Genomic DNA, 23,335 nt, shown 5'->3' with positions numbered 1-23,335 from the left:
GTTTAACCTCTTAAGACGCGAGGTATCGCGTCTCTACGAAGAAATTTAATGTAGAGACGCGATACTTCGCGTCTTTTTTTAAAAGGAATAAGTAACAATTACATCATTTAAATGCCTTATTTAAACCCATTACGGTATATTAAGTCCTGCATCAAAAAATTTAAAGGATTGCCCGGCATCTTCAACAACCACACTACTGATATATCCCGGTTGAATACTAAAGCTATTTAATATCCAGTTTTTATCGGCCCCTGTTAGCTTATGCTGAAGCGGATGTTCGCCGTTAAGCGCCGGGGTTATTTGCAAATGCTCGCCTAAACCCTGCCCGGTTGCCTTCAAAATGGCTTCCTTGCGTGTCCATAGGGCGAAGAACCTTTCTGCAGCGTTTTCCTGGTTGATGTAAGTGGCTTCTTCTTCGCTGAAATTATCCGGCAGGATATCCTGAAATTTAAAAGTTTCATCAATAAACTCCACATCGGTTCCTACCTGTGATGTAGCAATGGCCAATACTATCCAATCGCCGGAATGTGAAAGGTTGTAATGGAAGGGATTGCCATCTTTACTAAAAAGATGCGGTTTCTTATTATCACCCAAAACAAATTCGAGCTGTTGGGGTGGTGTATTTAAATACCAACCCAATATTATCCGCTGTGCGCCCCTGCTAACAATAAACCTATCGTGATCTTTCCGCTGCAGATATTTACCCGCACGTACAAGCTCTGCGGGGTTAAGCAGTGCTTTAAACTTATTTAATGAACTTAAGTTCTGGCTGATATTGATGCGCCATATGTGTACCTCGCTGTTATTGATAGCAAGGCTTTGCAAAGCCTTTTGCCAATTAACATCACTTAAATATTGGTTATTTATTTTGCCCAAAACCTTTTTGTTACAGCCTTACTGCCCCTGTTTTAATTGATCTTATCAAGGCAATCTTGTAATATTTGCGCGAATACCTTATCGTTTGGCTCTTTAAATATGGTGTTATGCTCACCCGGAACCTTATGAATATTCACCCCGTTTAAGGCATAAGGTTTCCAGCCCATATACTCATAATCATCCAGGTAGAACGATCTTACTTCGGCCCGGAAAAGCTCGATAGACGTATTATATGGTTGTATCTTATAATGCTTTTGCGCGATGTTGTTCATCTCGTCTATTTTATTGGCATAACCAAAAAAGCCGGTCTGTTGCTGTTCCTTACCAAATTTCAACTTCCATAACAGCCTGGTTACACCGCGCTTAACAGCCTTTGTACGGGTTTTAATGGTCTTTTCAAACCCATCCTTAAACAACAGCGCATGCCATACCTTACGGCCAAAATATAACCCGCGTTTAACATTCTTCACCAGCCAGGGGTCGTAAAATGGGGTACGGTAAGCATAGGTATCAAACATGGCCAGCATCCTTACCTCTTTATTAAGCGCTTCCAGCTGCCTGGTCATCTCATAGGCAATTATCCCCCCAAAAGAGAAACCAGCCAGCGCATACGGCCCATCCGGGTTTTGCACCCTTATGGCTGATATGTAGTGCGCTGCAATGTCTTCTATCCTGCTTAGTGGTTCGTCAACACCGTTAAGGCCTTTAGCCTGCATACCGTAAACCGGCTGATCTTCATCCATATGTTTGGCAAGTGTGTTAAAAAGCAGCACATTTAAGCCGGCACCATGCACAATATATATGGGCACTTTAGTACCATTTGGCTTTATCGGCACCAATGAATCCCAGGTGATAGATTTGCCATCCATCTCCAACATCAGCGACAGCTTTTCTACCGTAGAATTCTCGAACAAAATAGCCAGCGGCAGGCGTTTACCTGTCTCTTTCTCTATCCGCGCCATAACTTGTACAGCTATCAGCGAGTGCCCACCCAGCTCAAAAAAGTTATCGTGGATGCCAACCTTTTCAATCTCCAAAAGCTCTATCCATATATCGGCAACCAGTTTTTCAATATCTGTACGCGGGGCAATGTATTTTACAGTTTCAACCGATGCGATATCCTGAGCGGCCAGCGCTTTTTTGTCCACTTTGCCATTGGGGGTCATTGGCATGGCATCTATCAGTACAAAATTATCAGGCACCATATAGTCCGGCACCGACGAACGCAAGTTGCTGCGCCACTGTTGTACCAGCTCGTTATCATGCTGGCTATGAGTATCTTTTAGAATAATATAAGCCACCAATTTATCAACGCCATTGTTATCGGCACGGGCAATAACAACTGCTTGTTTTATGGCATCTTCTTTAGCCAGGTTAAATTCGATCTCGCCTGTTTCGATGCGGTAACCACGGATCTTCACCTGCGCATCGATACGCGACAGGTACATCAAATTACCATCCGGGGTGAACGTCCCGAGGTCTCCGGTGCGGTACATTTTCGCCCCTGGTTCGTCCGAAAACGGATCTGAAACGAACTTTTCTGCCGTCAGTTCGGGCTGGTTCAGGTAGCCATGGGCAATGCCTTCGCCGCCTATATAAATTTCGCCGACGGCACCGGGTACCAGCGGGTTTTGGAACTTATCTAAAATGTAGATCTGCGTATTATTAATTGGTTTACCAATGCTGATAAAAACATCGTTCGCGGTGATCTGTTTCAGTGTGGACCAAATGGTGGTTTCTGTTGGACCATAAACATTCCATAACGAGGTTGCCCTGTCCAGTATACGCTGCGCCAGATCCATTGGTAAGGCCTCGCCCCCGCAGATCACTTTTATTTTCTCTTTATCCCAACCCGCTTCCAGCATTATGCGCCAGGTATATGGCGTGGCCTGCATAACGGTAATTTTTTCTTTTTTGATGATGCTCAGCAACGCGTTACCATCTTTAGCGGTTGCGGCATCGGCCAGCACTATTTGCGCGCCGGTTATCAGCGGCAGCCAAAGTTCCAGCCCGGCAATATCAAAGCTGATGGTGGTTACAGCAAGCAATTTATCAGCAGGGGTAAGCCCCGGTTCTTTTTGCATGCTGCACAAAAAGTTAACCACGTTATGGTGCTTTATCTGCACCCCTTTTGGTTGCCCGGTAGAACCCGAAGTATACAAGATATAGATCAGGTCTTCCCCTTTTACTTTAACGTCAGGGTCGATGGCTGGATAGTTATTGAGGCCCGCCCAAATATCATCCAATATAATTTCTTTGGCGTTTGATAAATACTGACCTTTATAAGTTTCGGAGGTAAGCAATACCACCGCGGCCGAATCTTCCAACATGTAATTAATGCGGTTGATAGGGAATATCGGGTCGAGCGGGATATAGATGGCGCCTGCTTTAATAATGGCCAGCAATGCCACCACCAACTCAACCGATCTATCCAGCGAAATGGCAACTTTATCATTCAACTTTACGCCGTTCTCTATCAGCACAGCCGCCAATTGGTTAGCCTTTTGGTTTAGCTGTGTATAGGTAAGTTCTTCGTTATTAAACTTAAGGGCGATGTTATTTGGATATTGCGCCGCGGTTTCGCTGATGATCTGGTGAAGCGATTTCTCTTTAGGATAGTCAACCCTGGTATCGTTCCATTTATTCAGCTGCTCCTTTATCATGGCAGCATTCATCACCGGGATCTTGCCAATAAGCGTATCCGGCGACCTTACTACCTCGCGCAGCAAATGCTCCAGCTCATCCATAAAACGTTTTATGGTGGCCAGTTCAAACAGTTGTGTATTGTACGACCATTCAAAGGTCAGCGTGCCTTTATGGTCGGTAATATTCAGGAAGATCTCAAACGTTTCGTACTCGCGCGGATTATTGATGTAACGGTGTTTAAGGTTATAGAAGCCTATCCCCTCGTCCATCCCGATATCGATATTAAACACTACCGGCACCAGCGGCAGGCGCGATGGGTCACGGGCGAGGTTCAGCTTTTTAAGCAGGCTGCCAAAGGTATACTGCTGGTGGTCATAGGCATCCAGTACGGTACTTTTACGTGCCTTCAGGTACTCTACAAACGATTGGTCGCCTTTGGGGAAACTTCTTAAGGGCAGCAAGTTTACGCAATGCCCAACCAGGCCAAAATTACCGGTAGCTGATTGCCCGGCGGCTGGTAAACCAATAATTATTTCTTCCTGCCCGGTTATCTGATGCAGAAAAACTTCGAACGAGGCTAAAATAGTGGTAACAAAGCTGCTGCCGGCTTTGCGGGCCAATAACTTCAAATCATTAACCAATGCGGCATCAAGGCTAAAATCGGCGCGGTTACTTTTGTAGGTTCGTGGCGACGGCCTTGGGTTGTCTGTAGGCACATCCAGCAGGTGGTTGCTGCCTTTAAATTGATTTATCCAGTACCCTTCGGTTTCCCGATGCTCAACACCATGCGAAGCTTCAATTTCTTCTATGGCGTACTGACTAAACTGCGGTGCGGCTGCTAATTCCGGCGTTGTATTTTGCGCGAATGCAGAGTATAGCTTACTCAAATCCTGCATAATAATCCCTACCGACCAGCCATCGCACACAATATGATGCATCAGCATTACTACATGATGCTCATCGTGGCTTAGTTTTAATATAGCGGCCTTGTATAAGGGGCCGTTGATCAGGTCGAGCGGGGTAATTGCCAACTGGCGGTTATAGTTCTTTATGAAAAGCTTGTTCTGCTCATCGTCTTGTAAGGATAGGTCGTGGTACTCAACGTTTATTTCGGGATTGTTGTAAACAATTATATTCGCGCCATCGGCACTAAAAACGGTACGCAATGCTTCATGGCGGTCTGATAATGCCTGCAATGCCTTAAGCATGGCTTCTTTATCAAAATTGCCGGTTAGCACAATGGATGCAGAATCGTTATAAGCACAATTGGCATCGTTACCCCCTATAAGGCAGGATGTCCAGATCTCTATCTGCGGCTCTGTAGCCGGGGCAACCAATAAGATCTCGGGCCCTGCAAATGGGTCAAATTCATCGTGACTAACAGGAGGGATATATGTAGCAGTCTGATCCAAATTATTCGCCGTTTAATTTAAATTGTAAATACTTGCCCGGGGCATTTTCATCTTTTATAAACCATGCAGGGTTGCCATCTTTATCGCGGCCAAGCTTAGCACCTTCTATAGGCGGCTGGTTCGCGTTTATTATTGCCGGGGCTGCCGGTGTAGCCAAAGTTATAACAGGCATGGCAGTTTGCGCTTTAAAAAATCCTGCTTCTATCATTTCGGCAATGCTCTCGTTAAATTTCGAGATCATGGTGTCTATATCCCCTTCGGTATGCGCATCCGTCATAAAGCAAGGGAAGCCATCCAGGATATGAATACCTTTTAAACGCATTAGCGTAAATAGTAATTCGCTGTAAGGGATATCTTCTAAAAATTTCAATCGCCATAATGAACCATAGCCTACCACCGTTAATGGCAGGTTCTCCTTTTTACAGATGGCATCCATACCATCTTTTAAGCGGGTAGCCAAACGGGTTAGCTTTTCCTGCAAAGCAGGGCCCCGATCCTTCATGTATTGTAAGGAGGCTTTTGTTGCGGCAAGGGCAAGCGGATGGCGCACAAATGTTCCTGCAAAGTAGGTTACCCCTACTTCCGGCACAGAATCATCACCAAACTCCCAGTAACCGCCGTCGAGCGCGTCCATATATTCGGCTATGCCGCAAATAGCGCCAACGGGCATTCCCCCGCCAATAACTTTACCATAGGTGCCAATATCGGCTTTAACGCCAAACAGCGCCTGTGCCCCACCCGGATGGAAACGAAAACCGCTTATCACTTCGTCAAATATCAAAGCTATTTTGGTATCAGCCGTAACAGTTCTTAATTTTTTAAGGAAATCTATAGGCTGAAATTCCGGTCTGCGGCTTTGTACGGGCTCTACCAATACAGCGGCAATTTCGTCCGCTCGTTCTTTGATAATACGCAGGGATTCATCGGTGCCATAATCCAGGATCAGCATGTTCTGCACGTTAGCGGGCAAGATGCCTGATGCAGCGGGAACAGTTTTTAGCTTTTTGGTACCGCGAACAATTACCTCGTCCATAATGCCATGATATGAACCGCTAAAGGCAACAATAAGCGACCGGCCGGTTACCGTCCTGGCGATACGCATAGCGCCCAATACAGCTTCCGAGCCTGTATTACACAAACCGGCACGGTCAAAATTGGTAAACTCGCACATCATTTTGCAAACCTCGCCTGCCAGTTCATGCTGCGGACCTATCTCGTAACCCAAATCTATTTGGGCTTTTACAGCTTCTTTCAAAATATCGGGCTGATAACCTAACATATTGGAACCGAATCCGTTTAACGCGTCGATGTATTCGTTACCATCTAGATCCCAAAGGCGGCTGCCTTTAGATCTATTGATAACTATTGGGTAAACCACTTCTTTGGTCAGTGGCCTAAAGCCGCTTACCACGCGCGGGTCGGCCATGTAGGCACGATGCTGCTGGGTTTGTTCTTTGCTTTTTTTGGTTTTAGCGTTATATTTTTTTGTCAGATCGGCAAGGAAGGCCATTTGCTTATCGTCCAGTTCCTGTACCTTTCTTTCGATACGGGCGGTGGCGCCAAATGGTTTTTCTATCTCCACCATTTCTTCCGGCGTTATATCCGATTCCTGCTCTAATGTACGGGGCGCTATCGGTGCACCCTTCATGTCATTAAATGGCGGCGGCGAAAGGATAATCTGAGCAATTTTTACATCTGCTCCCTGCAAATAGGCGATCTGGTGCGCTAGAGATTGCAGTTGCTGCGATATGTTATGTAATGTAATGCTACTGTTTCCGTTTGATGCAAACAATGGAGGAGGTATTTGTGCCGGGCGCTCAGCCTGCTGTGGTTCAAATTGACCCGCAGGCAGGTTCTTATCCAGGAAATCAGCTAACAGATTAATAGAATTATACTCTTCAAAAAGTTTCCTGAAGGTGATAGCTACATTGAATGTTTTTTTAAGATTAGTGGCAATTTGCGTTAGCAATAACGAATCGAAACCAATCTCGGGGAAGCTCAGATCTGCAGATGCTTTATCTATTTCGATACCCGAAGCATCTTCGAAAATTTCATGCAGTTTATCGGCCAGCAAATCTTTTCTCATTATATTATTTGGGGTAATATTTTCTTGTGTAAGGGTTTGTGGTGCATCCGGCACTATTTCTTCCGGCTGGTAGTTCACTGTTCCTGTTTGATTAAATACGACAGGTTCAACCCAATATTTTTTATGATCGAACGCATAAGATGGTAGCCTTAATTTTTTACGCCGATCTGTGTAAAACGCATTCCAATCCGGCTCTACACCGTTTAGCCATAGCTGGCCAAGGGCTTTTATTACCGATTGATACTCGGGCTGATCGTTACTAACTTCGATACCTGCGACAGTAGCAGCAGGGTTATCTACCGTTTGCTGGGCTGTTAGTGTAGCCAGTGTACGGCCGGGACCAACTTCTAAGAACAGCCGGCCGCTGTCTTCTGTTAATGTATCGATAGCATCAGCAAAACGGACTGTTTTACGTAAATGTGCTGCCCAATATGCAGGGTCGGTAGCTTCGGCTTCGCTTAGCCATTTACCTGTGGCGGTAGATACAACGGGCTTAACAGGCGCGTTTAGCTTTACCGATCTAACAATCGCCTCAAACGGTGCCACAATATCATCCATCATGGCCGAATGGAAAGCATGGCTGGTTTGCAACAATCTGCCGGGGATCCCTTTTTCTTCGATCGTTTTGGCAAAGGCTGCAACAGCATCTTTTTCGCCGGCCACAACAGAGAGTTTATTGCTGTTGATAACGGCTATAGAAAGGTTATCCGGTAAGATCTTCTCCAACTCGGCAGCGGTAATACGTACCGATAGCATATCGCCTTCGGCAACCTCACTTACCAGTTTGGCGCGTTCTGTAATTAGTTTCAAAGCATCCGGCAGGCTGAATATCCCCGCAAAATGCGCGGCTACAAACTCGCCAATACTATGCCCGGTAAATACCGATGGCTCGATGCCCCAACTCATCCACAGCTTAGCCATAGCGTAAGAGGTGATGAAGATAGCGGGCTGGGTGTAATATGTATTCTTTAGTTTCTCAGTCGCATCGGCGGAATTATCAGCATAAATAACATTGAGAATATCCTGGTGACCTGTACCTTCCAGCAAGGCAACGCACTCGTTTATTGCATCGGCAAAAACAGGTTCCTGTTCATAAAGCTCACGGCCCATGTTTAGATACTGCGCACCCTGCCCGGGGAACATAAATACGATTTCGGTAGCTTTTTCTTTTAGTGTTTTTGAGTTGAATGGGTCACGCTTAAACTTAGTTAGCTTATCCAGCAGGTCTTGCCTGTCGGCAGCAAGTATAAAATTTCTTTCTTTAAAATCTGTACGGGTGCTGTGCAGGCTATAGGCGATATCTGCTATCTGTGCTTCCGGATTTTCCTGTATATAGTGGAATAGCCTATCGGCCCATTTAGATGCGCTGGTTGCTGTTTTAGCCGACCAACTGATCAATTGCACCGGGTGACTATCGCCTACCGGTTGTTCTTCCCTGTAATACTCTTCCAGTATGGTGTGCACGTTTGTACCACCTACCCCAAACGAACTTACCCCTGCCCTGCGTTTACCGTTGCTTTGCCAATCGGTAAGTTTGGTATTCACATAAAACGGACTGTCCTCAAAATGAATGTTAGGGTTGGCTTTGGTAAAGTGCAGCGTAGGCGGAATCTGTTTATGGAACAAGGCCAGCGTAGTTTTAATGAAACCAGCCACACCCGCCGCTGCCACCAAATGGCCCATATTACTTTTTATAGAACCTATGGCGCAGTACTGGTTCTTATCTTGTTTGCCAAAAGCAAGGTTTAATCCTTCAATTTCTATCGGGTCGCCTAACGATGTGGCCGTGCCGTGGGCTTCTACATAAGTTATTGTCGACGGGTCGATATCCGCATCGGCAATAGCCATTGCAATGGCTCCTGCCTGCCCTGTTGCGCTTGGTGCAGTAAAGCTACCTTTGCCGCCGCCATCGTTATTTAAGCCAACGCCTTTTAAAACGGCATAAATGGTATCGCCGTCACGTTCGGCTTCTTCAAGGCTTTTTAATACTACAACACCCGCGCCATCGCTAAACACTGTACCGTCGCTTTCGGCATCAAATGATCGGCAATGCCCATCGGCGCTAAGCATAGTGCCCTGCTGGTACAAATGCCCGCTTTTTATTGGCGAATTGATAGATGCACCACCTGCCAGCGCCACATTACACTGCCCGTTACGAATGCTATCAGCAGCTTGTGCAATTGCTAACAATGAGGTAGAACATGCGGCATGCACACTCACTGCCGGGCCATTCAGGTTAAGCTCGTAAGCGGTGCGGGTGGCTATATAATCTTTTTCGTTTATGGTTGATACCAGGAAACTGCCAATGTTCTCAATTTTTTCGGTATTGGACAGTACGTTATTAGTGTAATAAGTATTGTTACCTGTACCCGCAAACACCCCTATCGACCCTGAATATTTAGCCGGCAAATGCCCGCTGGTTTCTAATGCTTCCCAGGCCAGTTCAAGAAACACCCGGTGTTGCGGATCCATCAGTTCGGCCACTTTGGGGCTGATACCAAAAAATGCGGCATCAAACCCTTCCGAGTTTTCTACTATACCACGCGCTTTAACATAGTTTGGCGCATTGCGAATAGCAAACGGGATGCTTTGATCGAGCTCTTCATCAGTGAAAAAGGATGTAGTTTCACGCCCTTCGGTCAGCACTTTCCAAAGCTCATAAATATTATCGGCGCCGGGGAAACGGGCTGCCATGCCTATTACGGCTATATCGTTGTTGTTTTTATCTTTTTTGGGTTTGTTGGCCATTACTTTGGCTACTACCTTGTTGCCGTCAATGTAACCGGCTATACCGTTAACTGTTGGATATTGGTATAGCTTGGTTATGGGCAGGGTATAATTGTGCTGCTTTTTTAGGCTCGCAACGGTTTTAAGCGCCAGTATGGAGTTACCGCCCAGCTCAAAAAAGTTATCGTAAATACCCACCTTATCCAACTGCAGCAGTTCGGCCCATAGGGCAGCGATATGTTTTTCGGCAGCGGTTATGGGGGCTTTGTACAGTACAGAAAGCTCGGGCCTTTGCAGATCCGGGGCGGGCAGGGCGTTGCGGTCTACCTTACCACTGGTTGTTTTAGCAAAGCCATCTACCCAAACAAATGCCGATGGCATCATATAGTCGGGCAGTTTTTGTTCTATGCTATCGCGAAGAAAAACAAGATCTTTTTTAACACCTGATGATATCAGGTAAGCCACCAGTCGTTTTTGACCGGGTACATCCTCGCGGGCCACTACAACAGATTGCTGGATACCTTCCAGTTGGTTTAGCAATACTTCTATCTCGCCAACCTCTACACGGTTACCACGAATTTTAACCTGTGTATCGCGGCGGCCAAGATATTCTATAGTGCCATCGGGCAGGTAGCGGCCTAAGTCGCCGCTGCGGTAAATGCGGGTTGGTTTACCTGAATCATCTGCCCATTTAATGAATTTTTCGTCGGTCAGATCGGGGCGGTTAAGGTAACCATACGCCAAATTTATACCGCTGATGCAAAGTTCGCCCTGATCGCCTTTGGCGACTTCGTTAAGCTGTTCATCCAGTATATGAATGGTTACATTATCCATCGCTTTGCCAATGGTTGGCAATAAAGGCCAGTTTTCGGCGGGGCCTTCCATTTTTAGGGCCGTGCTGCAAACGCTGGCTTCGGTTGGGCCATACATGTTGTAGAACACGCAGCCCGGCAATGCCTGGAAGAATCTTAATACCTGCGGTGTTATTTTTAACTGCTCGCCTGCGCTTATCACTTCCTGTAACGATTGCGGGAAGTACTGTTCGGCATCGGCCGCTTCGGTAAAATATTGCAGGGCTACAAAAGGAACGTTTATACGGTTCACCTTTTGCTCGTCTACATAACGTAAAAGCTTTAATGGGTCAATACGGGTTTCGTCCTCTACCAAAACTAAGGTACCGCCTATGCACAGCGTACAAAAGATCTCCATTACCGAAGCGTCAAATATCAGTGGAGAAAATTGCAGTGTTTTATGCCCCACACCCAAATATGGCGAGATGCGTTTATGCCAGTTTATTAAGTTAATCACACCTGCATGCCCAACGCAAACCCCTTTCGGTTTACCTGTTGAACCGGATGTGTAAATGATATAAGCTACTTTGGTTTTAGCACATTCGCCCACATATGCAGACGAGCTTACCGACTTATCGGAGACGATAACATTTTTAATTATCGGCTCGAAAATCGCGCTATCCTTTTCAGGTACCAAAATGGTATCCATACCACAATCGGCAACAATGTCCTGCAGGCGATCGGCCGGGAAGGTTGGGTCGAGCGGTAGGTAAGCTTTACCGGCTTTTAAAATGGCAAGCAGGCTAATAATGGTTTCTATAGAACGGGTGGAGCTTACACCAATAACAAGCGAGGCTGGGGAAACTGACAGGATAGTTTTGGCCAATTCATCAGCTTTGGCGTTTAGCCCGGCGTAGGTAATTTTACTATCGCCAAATTGTACTGCTGTAACCGCCGGGTATTGCTGCGCCTGCTGTTCAAACAAATAATGAATCAGCACATCATCAGTTGAAATATTATTATACTTATTATCAGTAAGAATGTCCATTAAGCTAAATAAGTAGGTTAGGTTTCATCTAACCTTATAGTTACTGCTACGCAGGTTTAAAATCGGGTATAAGTTATAAAATTAAACTTTATGGACTTGTAACGGGAGTCAAAAAAATTCATTTAATTTTCATTTAAGTGAATTTTATTATTTGATCGTATAGCCCATAATTACATAACCATGAGTTAATATATAGCTAATACTGGTGGGGAAATTATCCTTTTGTTATTTAAATACTATCTGGTCGGGTTGTGCCGCCACAATTTCAGGACGATTTTTGTGCATTTCGAACACACCGGTAACGCACATATTCTTCCCTTTTAAATTAGCCCAATCCAGCGTTATTTTATTTCCTTTTACGGCTATAATATACTTTTGGTTTGGATAATTACCACCCATATTTATTAGGGTAAGTGTATCACTGAAGATCTTTACAGAAGATACTACATCACAAAGGGTTTTGGTTTTACCCAGATTGCTTTTAAACTCTTCGGCATTAAAGGTTTGTGCCGATGCTTTAAACGCAAAAGCAGAAGATAAGATGAAAAGAAATAGTAGTTTTTTCATGCCTTAAGATAATACTAATTATTACAAAACAGAAAACTTAATGTTTGCTTAAAGATGATACCTTCCTGCTTGAAGCAGCTCAATTAATGCATAAAAAACAATCTGATTAGCCGCTATGTTATTTAGGCATGAGCAAAAAGCACCAGACCATACCCAACGAACCGGAGGAAATGCCTGTAAAAAAAGACAAACCCGAAATAGAGCAACCTATTGACCCCAAAATACCCGAGGTGCCTCAGGAAAACCCTGATGAATTACCGGATGAAGTCCCGCCTGAAGAAAATAAATAGTACAAGAGTCATGAGTACGCCCAGCTTTATCCCGGGCCGCATATCCGCGCCGGTTGAAGAAGTCGCAAGTAATATTTTTTTTAAAAAAAAGCATATCTAAATTGCATAGAGGGTCTTTTATAGCGTCCTCATCAAGACGATGACTTAGTTAATATCCAATAACAACAGACGATGAAGGCAGTAGTATAACCAATATTTTTTACTATAGATTATCTATCTCGCTTATACTGACAATTTATTGTCACCACTAAAGTAACTTTAGCTCCCTAACTTTGTACCCATCATATGAGAAAGTTGAATGGCACTATTCCTTTTACCTTGGAAGCACCCATGGTAACTGCTCCCTGCCCACTGGCTGCCTCAACCGCTTGTTTCTGTCCTATATTTTAAGGGCTATCCGTGGCACTTTCGCATATTACTCTAACTCTACAGCAAACCCTTCCTGTAATTACATTCAGTAAAAAAAGATTGCTCTTAAGGTACCCAGCGATTATTCTGCGCTGTGTGCCAAATAGCGCATAGTGGGCAATGATACGGATAGAGACACACCTGGCTAAACAGGTTTTCCGTGGGGATCGGCAGTACCCCGATCCTCATCGTCACCACATCTAAAAACTTAAATTAATAAATCTTAACAATCATAAACAACATTTAAATTATGTACACACTAACCGAACTTGAAGAGTATTTCTACTTAAAGGGATTAACTTTTAACCGCGATGAAATAATGGCCCTGTTGCCGGCAATTGCCAGTGGCGATCTTGGCCCGGCTTTGCCAACAACCATTCCTTCCGAATTGGTTGCGGGCAAATCCTATTCATTCACTCAGAGCGGGACCTACGAGAATTTCCTCGACCAATCAGGAAACCCCATAGTTATACCGGAACCAGCCGACAATGAAGTGATCATGAACGGGAGGCTTTATTCCAATGGAACATACTGGATCCCGTCATATTCTGTACCAACGCTTCCTACTACTACCGTTGCAGCCGGCTCTGTTACACCAGGTAAAACATCGTTTGTTCTACCCAAAAAGAACCTGTTTAATCTTGCTGACCCAGGTGTTGTGCTTGGCAGTTTAATTAACTATGTTACAAGTTTACCGAACGCGAATGCTTCGTATAATGTAACCGCACCAATACCTGTTATCGGTTCAACATCTTATACCATGAGTTATAAAACTCATTTCTGCTGGTATGATAGCAACCATGCATTTATAAGCGGAGAAACTTCAACAGGTGTTGCAAACTATAATGTTGTTAGCCCGGTCAATGCTGCCTATTTCCGGTCATCAGTTCAGGTATCAAAATGGCCCACCTGGCAGTTTGAAGCCGGAGGTGTCGCTACAGCATTTGAAAGGTTTACATACATGGTACATGCTACAGATAATATCCCCTTCGATTTCGCAAGCTATTTACCCGCCATAAAAGACGATCTAACATCTATCAACCCAACAGAAGTGTTATCGGCCAAACAGGGTAAAGTATTAAATGATAAAATAGCGGCAGTTGGTATAGTGAATCCCTGGGCAGTTTATGCTGGGGCAAACACCGCGAATGAGTTGCTTATTAAAGCCGCTGTTAAAAAGATTGCTTTAGCGGGGCCTGGTATAGTACCTGCCAAAACATACTATTTAGCCCGGATGGCTTATAAGCTTACAACCGGAGTTAATGATATCTATTTTCGGATACAGGATCAGGACGGGGTTATCGTTGCATTCTATCAATTTGCGTCAACCGCCGGCGACGTTGGCCTAAAAGAATACACATTTACCTATACAGGAAACACAGCCAAAATTACAATTGACTGGACTAATATCCCTTTAAACTTTACTTATATCACCGGCACAAATGTGACCATGCAGCTTTCTGCCGGAGCATACGTTTTCAGCAATCTGTTTATCGGTGCAAAGGTTACAGGTGTTTTACCTGCTACCGCAGCCGGCGATGCTGTTAATTATGAACAATTTTTGGCGGCATCCAACCCAATACAATTGAAGCAGACTAAAAACTCTTACAAGCGGGTTGGAGATGTATTATATATTGGTGCTAAATGGGATGATGCCAATGATATCATTATAAAGTTTGCCCTGTCAATGCTTAACAACCTGATGACATTTAACAGTGTGGGGCTCACGGCAAATGCTACTAAAACACCACTATTAACCGCCGATAGGTCGACCACAACCATATTGGTCAGTGACTCATCTGATTATATCGGGCCTATTCAGATAGATGGTGTATTTGTTGGAGGTGGTCACCTGCAGGACGAGAGCGGCATTACTACAGCCAAAAACAATTCTTTCTCCTTTTTCGCTGATGGTTACGAAATATTAGACGGTGATAATTTTTTTGCAGATGAACTTGTCATTAATGTTGTTAATGAGATCTACAATCCAAACACCTTAAGCGCGGTCGTTAAAGATGTCAATGTAATTGAAAAGGTCACATACAAAGTAAAGAACGGTAACATAGATATTTTTTTAAGACATGACTTTCCAATTGCAACCCATATAACAACGTACTACGGTATGCAGAGTGTTGGTCAGCTATGGCAGGATAAAATATATTTTTCTCATTCTGCACTGCCCGATGTAACCGACAAGGTCGCAAATGTGAAATCGGGTGCAAGACTTGCTTACCCCAACGTTGAGAAAATAATATTATGTAACGCAGATAAAAGCATCTGTCAATCTATGTTTTTGGATAAAACATTGGGGTTGGGGTCTAAATGCTCTACCAATGCTTTCGTAACTGCCACTGATAGCCTGGCCTTTACTACTGACAAAAACAAAACTTATTTCCGTTTGATCAGTGATGCCCGTATCTGCGCCGGCGAATTTCGCACCTGGCGGGGCACTTATACCTGGTTTAAACAATTGCCATTAACCAACGCCAATACGCTTTTTGGTTTTGTTGTAAAAAGGGGGAATGACACACTGGTTATAGCGGATTTTAAAGGTGCATCACCAAATGAAAAAATAACCGTCCCCGAAAAATACAAGCTAAACGATGTAAATATCTTACAGTCAAATGAAGGGTGTAATATGGAATTAATAGTTGGCCCTGATGGTGTTGATATCTCAACTATTAACGCCGGTACCGTGGTTGCCAAAATTTCCTAACTAAGTACTTATGTAAACTATCCGCCATATAAAGAGGGTGTTTCCAATGGGGCAGCCTCTTTTCTTAATTAATCAGGTAAGATAGGTATAGAAATTGAGGCAATTACAAAGGTATCGATAACGAGACATGTGGTTAAAAAGCCTAATTAGCGTTATAACCCCGAAAATTATAACTTTCTTAGTATATAACATATTACTTAAACATGTGCTCAAGTAGGACGCTGGGATAGCGGACATGGGAACTCTTTTCATCAAACCGACAATAAATCTAATAACAAAAACAAAAAAAGCCCCTCTAATTGCTTAGAAGGGCTTCCTGGGTGATCCCATCAGGATTCGAACCTGAGACCTACTGATTAGAAATCAGTTGCTCTATCCAGCTGAGCTATGGGACCATCGCGATTTTTTCGCGGTGCAAATATGCGAATTTTGGATGAAATAGGCAACAGCTATCGTATTAAACTGAAATTACGTTTTTTTACCCTTAAAAGATCTTAATTATTAAAGCTGATAAGCTATCGGCCGGTCGCCAATGATTGATTGTAATTGCAGTTTTTAAACAGGTTTTATTGCCCGTAAATATATTTAGTGCTACAAAAAACACCATCAATAAATTTTTGTTAAAATATTACATATAATTGTATCTAATTATAAACCGGCGCTAACAATTTAAATAGTGCCTTATATGTACAACAGACAGATATTATTTTATTGAATAACTTATTAATTACACTTTTTAGCTAAATTTTATTTTAGGGTAAAAAAGTTGAAATCTATATATAAAAACGTGGTTTTGGCTTGCTAAATATTGCTTTTTTACTTTTTAAAACTAAGAAGTGTTTTTTTTACAATAAGTTAATCATACTTTTAACCCAATTTTTTTTTAAAAACTTATTTTATGATCATAATTGCTGACGGTGGCTCCACCAAAACAAACTGGTGTTTAGTTACCGAAGATGGTAAAAAGGTGTATTTTAACACTGAAGGCTATAATCCTTATTTTTCAAGCACTGATTACATCATTCAATCGTTAAAGGAAAGCCTGCCTACCGATTTGGAGAAGGGTAACATTACAGAAGTTAATTATTACGGCGCCGGCTGTTCAACTCCTGAAATGCGAAAGGTTGTTGAGGATGCCATGCAGGCAGTTTTTACAAAATCGAAAATTTATATTGGCCACGATCTGCTTGCTGCAGCACGTGCCCTATTGGGTAACAACGAAGGCTTTGCAGCCATTTTAGGTACCGGCACCAATACATGTTTATACAATGGCCGCGAGGTTATTAACAACATTGATTCGGGCGCTTACATACTGGGCGATGAAGGTAGCGGTTGCCATATTGGTAAAAAATTACTGGTTGATTATTTACGCGGCTACATGCCAGAGGCTGTACGCAAAAACTTTTGGGAAACCTTTAAGCTTACGCCTGATGATATAAACGAAATTGTTTATACCCAGCCAAGAGCTAACCGCTTTTGCGCAAGCTTCAGCAAGTTTGTTTATGATAACATTGTAAACATTGAATATTCACGCAACCTGGTGCGTACTTCTTTTGAAGACTTTTTCCGCAACCTGGTTACACACTACCCCGATTATCAAAAATATACTTTTAACTGTATAGGATCTGTAGGTTATAACTTCCGTAACGTATTGGAAGAGGTTTGTACTGAAAACGGCATGACCGTTGGTAACATCATCCGCTCGCCTATAGATAACCTGGTTAAATACCACTTAGAATTAGCGCCAAGCCAGCTTTAATAGTTGGCAGTTGTTAGTTTGCAGTTAGCAAACCATAAAGAAAGCCGGTAAGTAACTTACCGGCTTTCTTGTTTATATATTTTAAGTAGCAGGCTGCCAACTGCAAACCGCCTACTGCAAACTACTTATCCAAATTCAGATCATTCTGGAAGATCTTGGTGTATTTGCGGCGATCAAACTTGTAAAGCTTGGCTGCACGGTATGATACACCTTTTTGCTTTTCGTCCAGCTCTTTCAAAAAGCCATAACTCAGCATTTTTTTGCGGAAGTTACGTTTATCCAGCTTTTTGTTCAGCACCGCTTCGTATAACGATTGTAATTGTGTAAGCGTAAACTTCTCTGGTAGTAACTCAAAAGCTATAGGCTGATAGTTTAGCCTGCGGCGGATCTTGTTAAAGCCGGTTTCAAATATTTCGGTGTGATCAAATGCCAGTTTAGGCAGATCATTTACCGGATGCCAGAACGCGTTTTTAGCATACTGCGTTATCGGCTTCACTTCCTTTTGGCCGTTAATGCGTATCAACGCATAGTAAGCAACGGTTATTACGCGCCCCTGCGGGTGTCGGTCAACTTCACCAAAGGTGTGAAACTGCTGCATGTGCAGGTCGCGCAGGCCGGTAAGCTCATATAAAATACGCTCGGCAGCATCATCAATGCTCTCATCCTGTTCAACAATATATCCCGGTAAGGCAAGCCAATCCTTAAAAGGCTCCTCATTACGTTCTATAAGTAATATTTTAAGTTCTCCGGCCTCAAAACCAAATATGACACAGTCTATAGAAAAAACTGAGTTAAATGTAGGTAACTTTACTTCCAAGGGATTGATCTGTTAGGTTAATTGTGTCTAAATATATATCCTTAATTTTTAATGTAAAAATAATATAAATAAATTTAATGGTGTAAATTTGACACAGTATATTCGCAGCTACAAATTTACTTGTGTAAAGATGCATAAAATTTCAAAAATAGCAGTTCTTACTTCAGGTGGTGATGCCCCCGGCATGAACCCATGTATAAGAGCTGTAGTACGTACCGCTATCTATAATGGCCTGCAGGTTGCAGGTGTTCGCCAGGGTTACCAGGGGCTTATCGACAATAACATGTACGAGATGAACACCCGCTCGGTAAGTAATATTTTAAATCTTGGTGGTACCATTTTAAAAACTGCCAGGTGCCTGCCCTTCCGTACAGAGGAAGGAATGGAACTGGCCTACCAGAATCTTAAAGCTGCCGGCATTGATGGTATTGTGGTTATTGGTGGTGATGGTACTTTTACCGGTGCGTTACGTTTTTCAAGAAAATATCCGGATATAGCTGTAATAGGCGTACCCGGCACTATTGATAATGACCTTTATGGCTCTACCTATACTTTAGGATTTGATACCGCTACCAATACTGTGATTGAGGCCATTGATAAAATACGCGATACTGCCGATGCGCACGACCGCTTATTCTTTATCGAGGTGATGGGCCGCGATTCGGGTGCTATTGCCCTGCGCGCGGGTATATCCTGCGGCGCCGAAGCTATTCTGCTACCAGAACGTGACACCGCTATTGATAACCTGATAGAAAACCTTAAAGCGGGCCAATACAATAAAAAATCATCGAGCATTGTAATTGTTGCCGAGGGGGATAAGAGCGGTGGCGCTTATGACCTTGCCGAGGTTGTTAGAAAAGAGGTTAAGTTTTACGATATAAAAGTTACTATATTAGGCCACTTGCAACGTGGCGGTAGCCCGTCTGCATTTGACAGGATTTTGGGCAGCCGTTTAGGATACGCCGCTGTTAATGCCATGATAAATGGCGACACACAAATGATGGTTGGGCTTGAAGCTAATCACATAAAATTAACGAGCCTTGAAGAGGCGCTAACCCAGCATCAGTTTAAACTTGAAGAAGACCTGATGCAGATGGCAGATATATTATCAATTTAAATGATTGCAGTTGTTTATAGTGGATCTAACAATGCCGGCTGGCGATTAGCCGATAAGGGACGAACGATTGCCTCGTTCAATACCAATGCCATTAATCCCTATTTTAACGATGAAAAATACATCGTACAACTGTTCAACAAAAACATTAATCTTATCCACCACGCCGAAGGGATAAAACGAATTTATTTTTTTGGTGCCGGTGCGTCGTCAGACGAGCTTAAGCAGGTTGTATATAATGCTTTTGCCACATTTTTTAAATTTGCTAAAATAAGCATAGCGCATGATATTGATGCTGCCGCAATTGCTTGTTGCCGTAACATGCCGGGTATTGTAAGCATTTGCGGAAGCGGATCAAATGCTGCCTGGTACGATGGAAAAAAGGTAAAACCAAACAATTACGGCTTGGGCTATATATTAGCAGACGAGGGATCTGGCAATTGGCTGGGCAGGCAACTCATAAAAGGCTTTATGAACGAAACGCTTCCGGCAAACATTCGCAAAAAGTTTATACAGCGGTATGATGCCGATCGTAAAACATTGCTGGAAAAGGTTTATCGTCAAAAACAACCGGCGTTGTTTCTTAGCTCGTTCAGCGATTTTTACCTGGAGAACAAACAAGACGCCTATCTTAAAAACATTATCACAACCGGCTTTAGCAAACTGATAGATACTTACCTGGTACCTCTGCATAAACAGCACCCGGAAGCATCAGTACACTTTGCGGGCACGGTAGCAGCCAATTTTCAGGAATACCTGTATGAGGCTGCACAGGGTACCGAAATTAAGATAGCAGATATTATAAAAGAACCCATAAACCATTTATTGACGTATTATTCAAACAAAAATTAGAAAATCATGAAAATAGGAATCAACGGCTTCGGCCGTATCGGTCGCTTAGCATTTAGGGCCGCAATTGAAAGACCAGATGTTGAAGTTGTAGGTATCAACGATTTAGTTGAGCCTGACTACATGGCTTACATGTTAAAATATGATTCAACTCACGGCCAGTTCAAAGGCACTATCGCTGTAGAAGGTGGCCATTTGGTAGTTAACGGTAAAACCATCCGTGTAACTGCTGAAAAAGACCCTGCAAACCTTAAATGGAATGAAGTAGGTGCAGAAGTTATTATTGAGTCTACAGGTTTATTCTTAACCTTAGACACTGCACAAAAACATATTGATGCCGGCGCTAAAAAAGTGGTTATGAGCGCTCCTGCAAAGGATGATACCCCTACATTTGTAATGGGTGTAAATCACAAGCTGCTTAAAGCAGAACAAACTATAGTTTCAAACGCTTCATGTACCACCAATTGTTTAGCGCCTATTGCTAAGGTATTGGATGATAAATTTGGTATCGAAGAAGGTTTAATGACTACTGTACACGCGGTAACAGCTACTCAAAAAACAGTTGATGGCCCGTCTGCAAAAGACTGGAGAGGTGGCCGTGGTGCTTACCAGAACATCATCCCTTCATCAACAGGTGCTGCTAAAGCGGTTGGTTTAGTTCTTCCTCAGTTAAAAGGCAAATTAACCGGTATGTCGTTCCGTGTTCCGGTTGCCGACGTTTCTGTTGTTGACTTAGTTGTACGTTTAAAAACTCCAACTTCATACGAAGGTATTAAAGCCGCTATGAAAGAAGCCTCAGAAGGCGAACTTAAAGGCATTTTAGGTTACACCGAAGATGAGGTTGTATCTGAAGATTTTAAAGGTGATGCACGCACATCAATTTTTGATGCAAAAGCAGGTATCGCGCTAAACGACAACTTTGTTAAGGTTGTATCTTGGTACGATAACGAGTGGGGTTACTCAAACAAATTGATTGACCTTGTTCAGGAAATTGGCAAACTTTAAGTTTAGCTAACCCTAATATTAAAGCCCTGCGATTTATCGCGGGGCTTTTTGTTTAATCCCCTTTCCCCCAATTGGCGGTATCCTCACCACTAATTTAACAACCTTCCCCAATTGGCGGTGTCCCCACCGCCAATATGCCAAGCGATACACTTTTGTCAAAATTATTATATTCGTCTATTTTATGAATTAGATGATAAAAATTTAATTGGTTAACGCATTACATGGATGAGTTTTAAAACAAAAAGTGGCAGTGAGGACACCGCCACACGGTATATTATAGTAGTAGCCTTCTATCCCCCAAAACATTCTCCCCTCTTTCGCACTTATTATACTGCCTATGAAAGATATTATCAACCATTTTAAGATCACCAACACCAAAAATTTCTCGTTAGATAAATTTGATACCTATGAGACTGCTGGTTATCAAAAAGAAAACGCTGAAGAGATACTGGCCGACCTTATTAAAGAAACCGCCAAACTACAAACGGAATTATATGCAGCCAATAGCCGCTCATTGCTGATCATTTTTCAGGCGATGGATGCGGCGGGTAAGGACAGCGCCATAGCACATACCATGTCGGGATTAAACCCACAAGGCTGCCAGGTATTTAGTTTTAAACAGCCAACATCTGAAGATTACGAGCACGACTTTTTATGGCGGCACTACAAAGCACTACCCGAACGCGGCCGCATTGGCATTCATAACCGGTCGCATTACGAAAATGTGCTGATTACCAGGATACACCCTGAATTTATCTTAAAAGAGAATATCCCCGGCATTACCGAAGTGAAAGACATTGGCAAAAAGTTTTGGAAACAGCGTTACGAGAGCATCCGCAACTTTGAAAAACACTTGAGCGCAAATGGAACGGTTATTATCAAATTCTTCCTTAACCTGTCAAAAAACGAGCAGAAAGAACGTTTTTTGAAACGTATTGCCGACCCTGAAAAGAATTGGAAATTTGCCCCTGGTGATATTAAAGAAAGGGCATTGTGGAATGATTACATGAACGCTTATGAAACAGCTATAAAAGAAACCAGCACTGACAATAGCCCATGGTATGTTGTACCTGCAGATAAGAAATGGTTTACCCGGATAGCCATTTCAACCATTATTGTGCAAACCTTAAAAGATATGAAGCTGGAATACCCTGTGTTGCCGAAGGAAGAGATGGATAAGTTGGAAGAAACGAAAAGGATTTTGGAAGAGGAATAATCTTTATCGCATAGCACGGAAGATTTAAAGGATGTCATGGTGAGCTTGTCGAACCATTAGCGAGTCTGCCTCGCGTATAAATCCTTCGACAAGCTCAGGATGACAAACTACCTTACCAGGGAGTAATCCCATAATCACTAAAGTACTTCCCTGTTGGGCCATCTTTATCAATCATGGCGTTTTCTACAATGGGTGCTGCGCCTTCTTCTACCGTTTTATAGCCCTGGTTATTATTAAACTCGGTTTTGGTATAACCCGGGTTTACCATATTTACTTTAAACTTATCTTTCAATTCGTAAGCTAAAGCAATGGTATAATTATTCAAAGCGCTTTTAGAAGGGCCATAAGCCGCGGTTTTAACGTCGTAGTGTCTCCAGGTAGGGTCGCTATGTAAAGTAAGCGAGCCAAGGTCTGATGTTACATTTACTATCCTGGGGTTTGGTGCATTTTGCATCAGCGGTACAAATATCCTTACTACACGTGCTACGCTAAACACGTTCACTTCAAAAACATCTTTAAAGGTTTTATCAGGTGTGTTAGTGGCAGGCTGAGGGAAATCACCGGGAATACCTGCGTTGTTGATCAGCACATCTAAATAATCGATACGTTTAGCCAGCTCATCATAAGCTTGTTGTACAGATTGCTCGCTGGTTACATCTATTAGTACAAGCTCAACATCTTTTAAACCTTCGCTGTGCAGTAGCGACACAGCTTTATCGCCCCTTTCCTTATCGCGGCAACCTAAGTAGATATGATAGCCTGCATGTGCCAGTTGGCGGGCGGTTTCCAGGCCAATACCTTTATTGGCACCGGTTATTAATACGGTCTGTTTTTCCATAAAGCAAAACTACAGCGCTGCAAATACAATACCACTGCACATAGCAGGGCATTAACTGTACATTTCACGGATTTGCTGTCGAAATGCTATTGGAGTACTCTCGGTGACACGTTTAAAGAAGCGGTTAAAGTAAGCCGCATCCTCAAAGCCCAGTTCATCGGCTATTTGTT

At 43.2% G+C, this 23,335-nt stretch carries 14 protein-coding genes and 1 tRNA gene; 7 read left to right on the top strand and 8 right to left on the bottom strand.

What is annotated here, in order from left to right; translation table 11 throughout:
* Positions 1-129: 129 nt before the first annotated feature.
* From JWQ85_RS20040 to JWQ85_RS20025, 4 genes are all read right to left on the bottom strand, one after another.
* A complete protein-coding gene (locus tag JWQ85_RS20040; protein ID WP_299471161.1) occupies positions 130-876 on the bottom strand; it encodes a 4'-phosphopantetheinyl transferase superfamily protein in 747 nt (248 codons plus the stop codon).
* A gap of 32 nt (positions 877-908) precedes the next feature.
* Positions 909-4,934 (bottom strand): amino acid adenylation domain-containing protein, encoded by a 4,026-nt coding sequence (locus tag JWQ85_RS20035; protein ID WP_299471159.1) that lies wholly within the window; start codon positions 4,932-4,934, stop codon positions 909-911.
* A 1-nt stretch (position 4,935) separates the two neighbouring features.
* Positions 4,936-11,586 carry a polyketide synthase gene (locus tag JWQ85_RS20030; RefSeq protein ID WP_299471157.1) on the bottom strand — a complete coding sequence of 2,217 codons (6,651 nt, stop codon included), beginning with the start codon at positions 11,584-11,586 and terminating at the stop codon, positions 4,936-4,938.
* Between the two features lie 225 nt (positions 11,587-11,811).
* Positions 11,812-12,153, bottom strand: a complete 342-nt coding sequence (locus tag JWQ85_RS20025; RefSeq protein ID WP_299471154.1) for a hypothetical protein — start codon at positions 12,151-12,153, stop codon at positions 11,812-11,814.
* Between the two features lie 128 nt (positions 12,154-12,281).
* Here JWQ85_RS20025 and JWQ85_RS20020 point away from each other — a divergent pair, with 128 nt between their 5' ends.
* Both JWQ85_RS20020 and JWQ85_RS20015 read left to right on the top strand, forming a co-directional pair.
* Positions 12,282-12,443, top strand: a complete 162-nt coding sequence (locus JWQ85_RS20020) for a hypothetical protein (RefSeq protein ID WP_299471152.1) — start codon at positions 12,282-12,284, stop codon at positions 12,441-12,443.
* Positions 12,444-13,101: 658 nt separating this feature from the next.
* Positions 13,102-15,567, top strand: coding sequence for a hypothetical protein (locus JWQ85_RS20015; protein ID WP_299471150.1), 2,466 nt, complete (start codon positions 13,102-13,104; stop codon positions 15,565-15,567).
* A 321-nt stretch (positions 15,568-15,888) separates the two neighbouring features.
* On the opposite strand, the gene JWQ85_RS20010 is transcribed toward JWQ85_RS20015, so the two are convergent.
* Positions 15,889-15,962 (bottom strand) — tRNA-Arg (locus JWQ85_RS20010).
* 503 nt (positions 15,963-16,465) lie between these two features.
* Between JWQ85_RS20010 and JWQ85_RS20005 the strand changes: the two genes are divergently transcribed.
* Positions 16,466-17,326, top strand: coding sequence for an N-acetylglucosamine kinase (locus tag JWQ85_RS20005; protein ID WP_299471148.1), 861 nt, complete (start codon positions 16,466-16,468; stop codon positions 17,324-17,326).
* A 121-nt stretch (positions 17,327-17,447) separates the two neighbouring features.
* Here JWQ85_RS20005 and JWQ85_RS20000 read toward each other — a convergent pair whose 3' ends face one another.
* Entirely contained in the window at positions 17,448-18,143 is a 696-nt protein-coding gene (locus JWQ85_RS20000) for an NUDIX domain-containing protein (RefSeq protein WP_299471146.1), read from the bottom strand.
* Positions 18,144-18,273: 130 nt separating this feature from the next.
* Between JWQ85_RS20000 and pfkA the strand changes: the two genes are divergently transcribed.
* The 4 genes from pfkA to JWQ85_RS19980 all read left to right on the top strand — a co-directional run bounded on the left by pfkA (position 18,274) and on the right by JWQ85_RS19980 (position 22,327).
* A complete protein-coding gene (pfkA, locus tag JWQ85_RS19995; protein WP_299471144.1) occupies positions 18,274-19,260 on the top strand; it encodes a 6-phosphofructokinase in 987 nt (328 codons plus the stop codon).
* Positions 19,261-20,109: a hypothetical protein gene (locus tag JWQ85_RS19990; protein WP_299471142.1), complete on the top strand. Its 849-nt coding sequence runs from the start codon at positions 19,261-19,263 to the stop codon at positions 20,107-20,109.
* Positions 20,110-20,115: 6 nt separating this feature from the next.
* Positions 20,116-21,111 (top strand): type I glyceraldehyde-3-phosphate dehydrogenase, encoded by a 996-nt coding sequence (gene gap / locus JWQ85_RS19985; RefSeq protein WP_256539204.1) that lies wholly within the window; start codon positions 20,116-20,118, stop codon positions 21,109-21,111.
* A gap of 337 nt (positions 21,112-21,448) precedes the next feature.
* The gene (locus tag JWQ85_RS19980; RefSeq protein ID WP_299471139.1) at positions 21,449-22,327 is read left to right on the top strand and encodes a polyphosphate kinase 2 family protein; all 879 of its coding nucleotides are present in this window, start codon (positions 21,449-21,451) and stop codon (positions 22,325-22,327) included.
* Between the two features lie 112 nt (positions 22,328-22,439).
* On the opposite strand, the gene JWQ85_RS19975 is transcribed toward JWQ85_RS19980, so the two are convergent.
* Positions 22,440-23,165, bottom strand: coding sequence for an SDR family oxidoreductase (locus tag JWQ85_RS19975; protein WP_299471137.1), 726 nt, complete (start codon positions 23,163-23,165; stop codon positions 22,440-22,442).
* Positions 23,166-23,216: 51 nt separating this feature from the next.
* Positions 23,217-23,330, bottom strand: coding sequence for a hypothetical protein (locus tag JWQ85_RS19970; protein ID WP_299471202.1), 114 nt, complete (start codon positions 23,328-23,330; stop codon positions 23,217-23,219).
* Positions 23,331-23,335 lie beyond the last annotated feature (5 nt).

This window comes from Mucilaginibacter sp., assembly GCF_028288105.1.
Taxonomy (GTDB): domain Bacteria; phylum Bacteroidota; class Bacteroidia; order Sphingobacteriales; family Sphingobacteriaceae; genus Mucilaginibacter.
The sequence above is the reverse complement of the archived record's forward strand: the minus strand, read 5'-3'. Positions and strand labels throughout refer to the sequence as shown.

Bases quoted from the DNA above. Each gene is read 5' to 3' on its own strand.
- JWQ85_RS20030 (WP_299471157.1), bottom strand. From the start codon at position 11,586: ATGGACATTCTTACTGATAATAAGTATAATAATATTTCAACTGATGAT.
- JWQ85_RS20025 (WP_299471154.1), bottom strand. From the start codon at position 12,153: ATGAAAAAACTACTATTTCTTTTCATCTTATCTTCTGCTTTTGCGTTT.
- JWQ85_RS20020 (WP_299471152.1), top strand. From the start codon at position 12,282: ATGAGCAAAAAGCACCAGACCATACCCAACGAACCGGAGGAAATGCCT.
- JWQ85_RS20015 (WP_299471150.1), top strand. From the start codon at position 13,102: ATGTACACACTAACCGAACTTGAAGAGTATTTCTACTTAAAGGGATTA.
- JWQ85_RS20005 (WP_299471148.1), top strand. From the start codon at position 16,466: ATGATCATAATTGCTGACGGTGGCTCCACCAAAACAAACTGGTGTTTA.
- pfkA (WP_299471144.1), top strand. From the start codon at position 18,274: ATGCATAAAATTTCAAAAATAGCAGTTCTTACTTCAGGTGGTGATGCC.
- JWQ85_RS19990 (WP_299471142.1), top strand. From the start codon at position 19,261: ATGATTGCAGTTGTTTATAGTGGATCTAACAATGCCGGCTGGCGATTA.
- gap (WP_256539204.1), top strand. From the start codon at position 20,116: ATGAAAATAGGAATCAACGGCTTCGGCCGTATCGGTCGCTTAGCATTT.
- JWQ85_RS19980 (WP_299471139.1), top strand. From the start codon at position 21,449: ATGAAAGATATTATCAACCATTTTAAGATCACCAACACCAAAAATTTC.
- JWQ85_RS19975 (WP_299471137.1), bottom strand. From the start codon at position 23,165: ATGGAAAAACAGACCGTATTAATAACCGGTGCCAATAAAGGTATTGGC.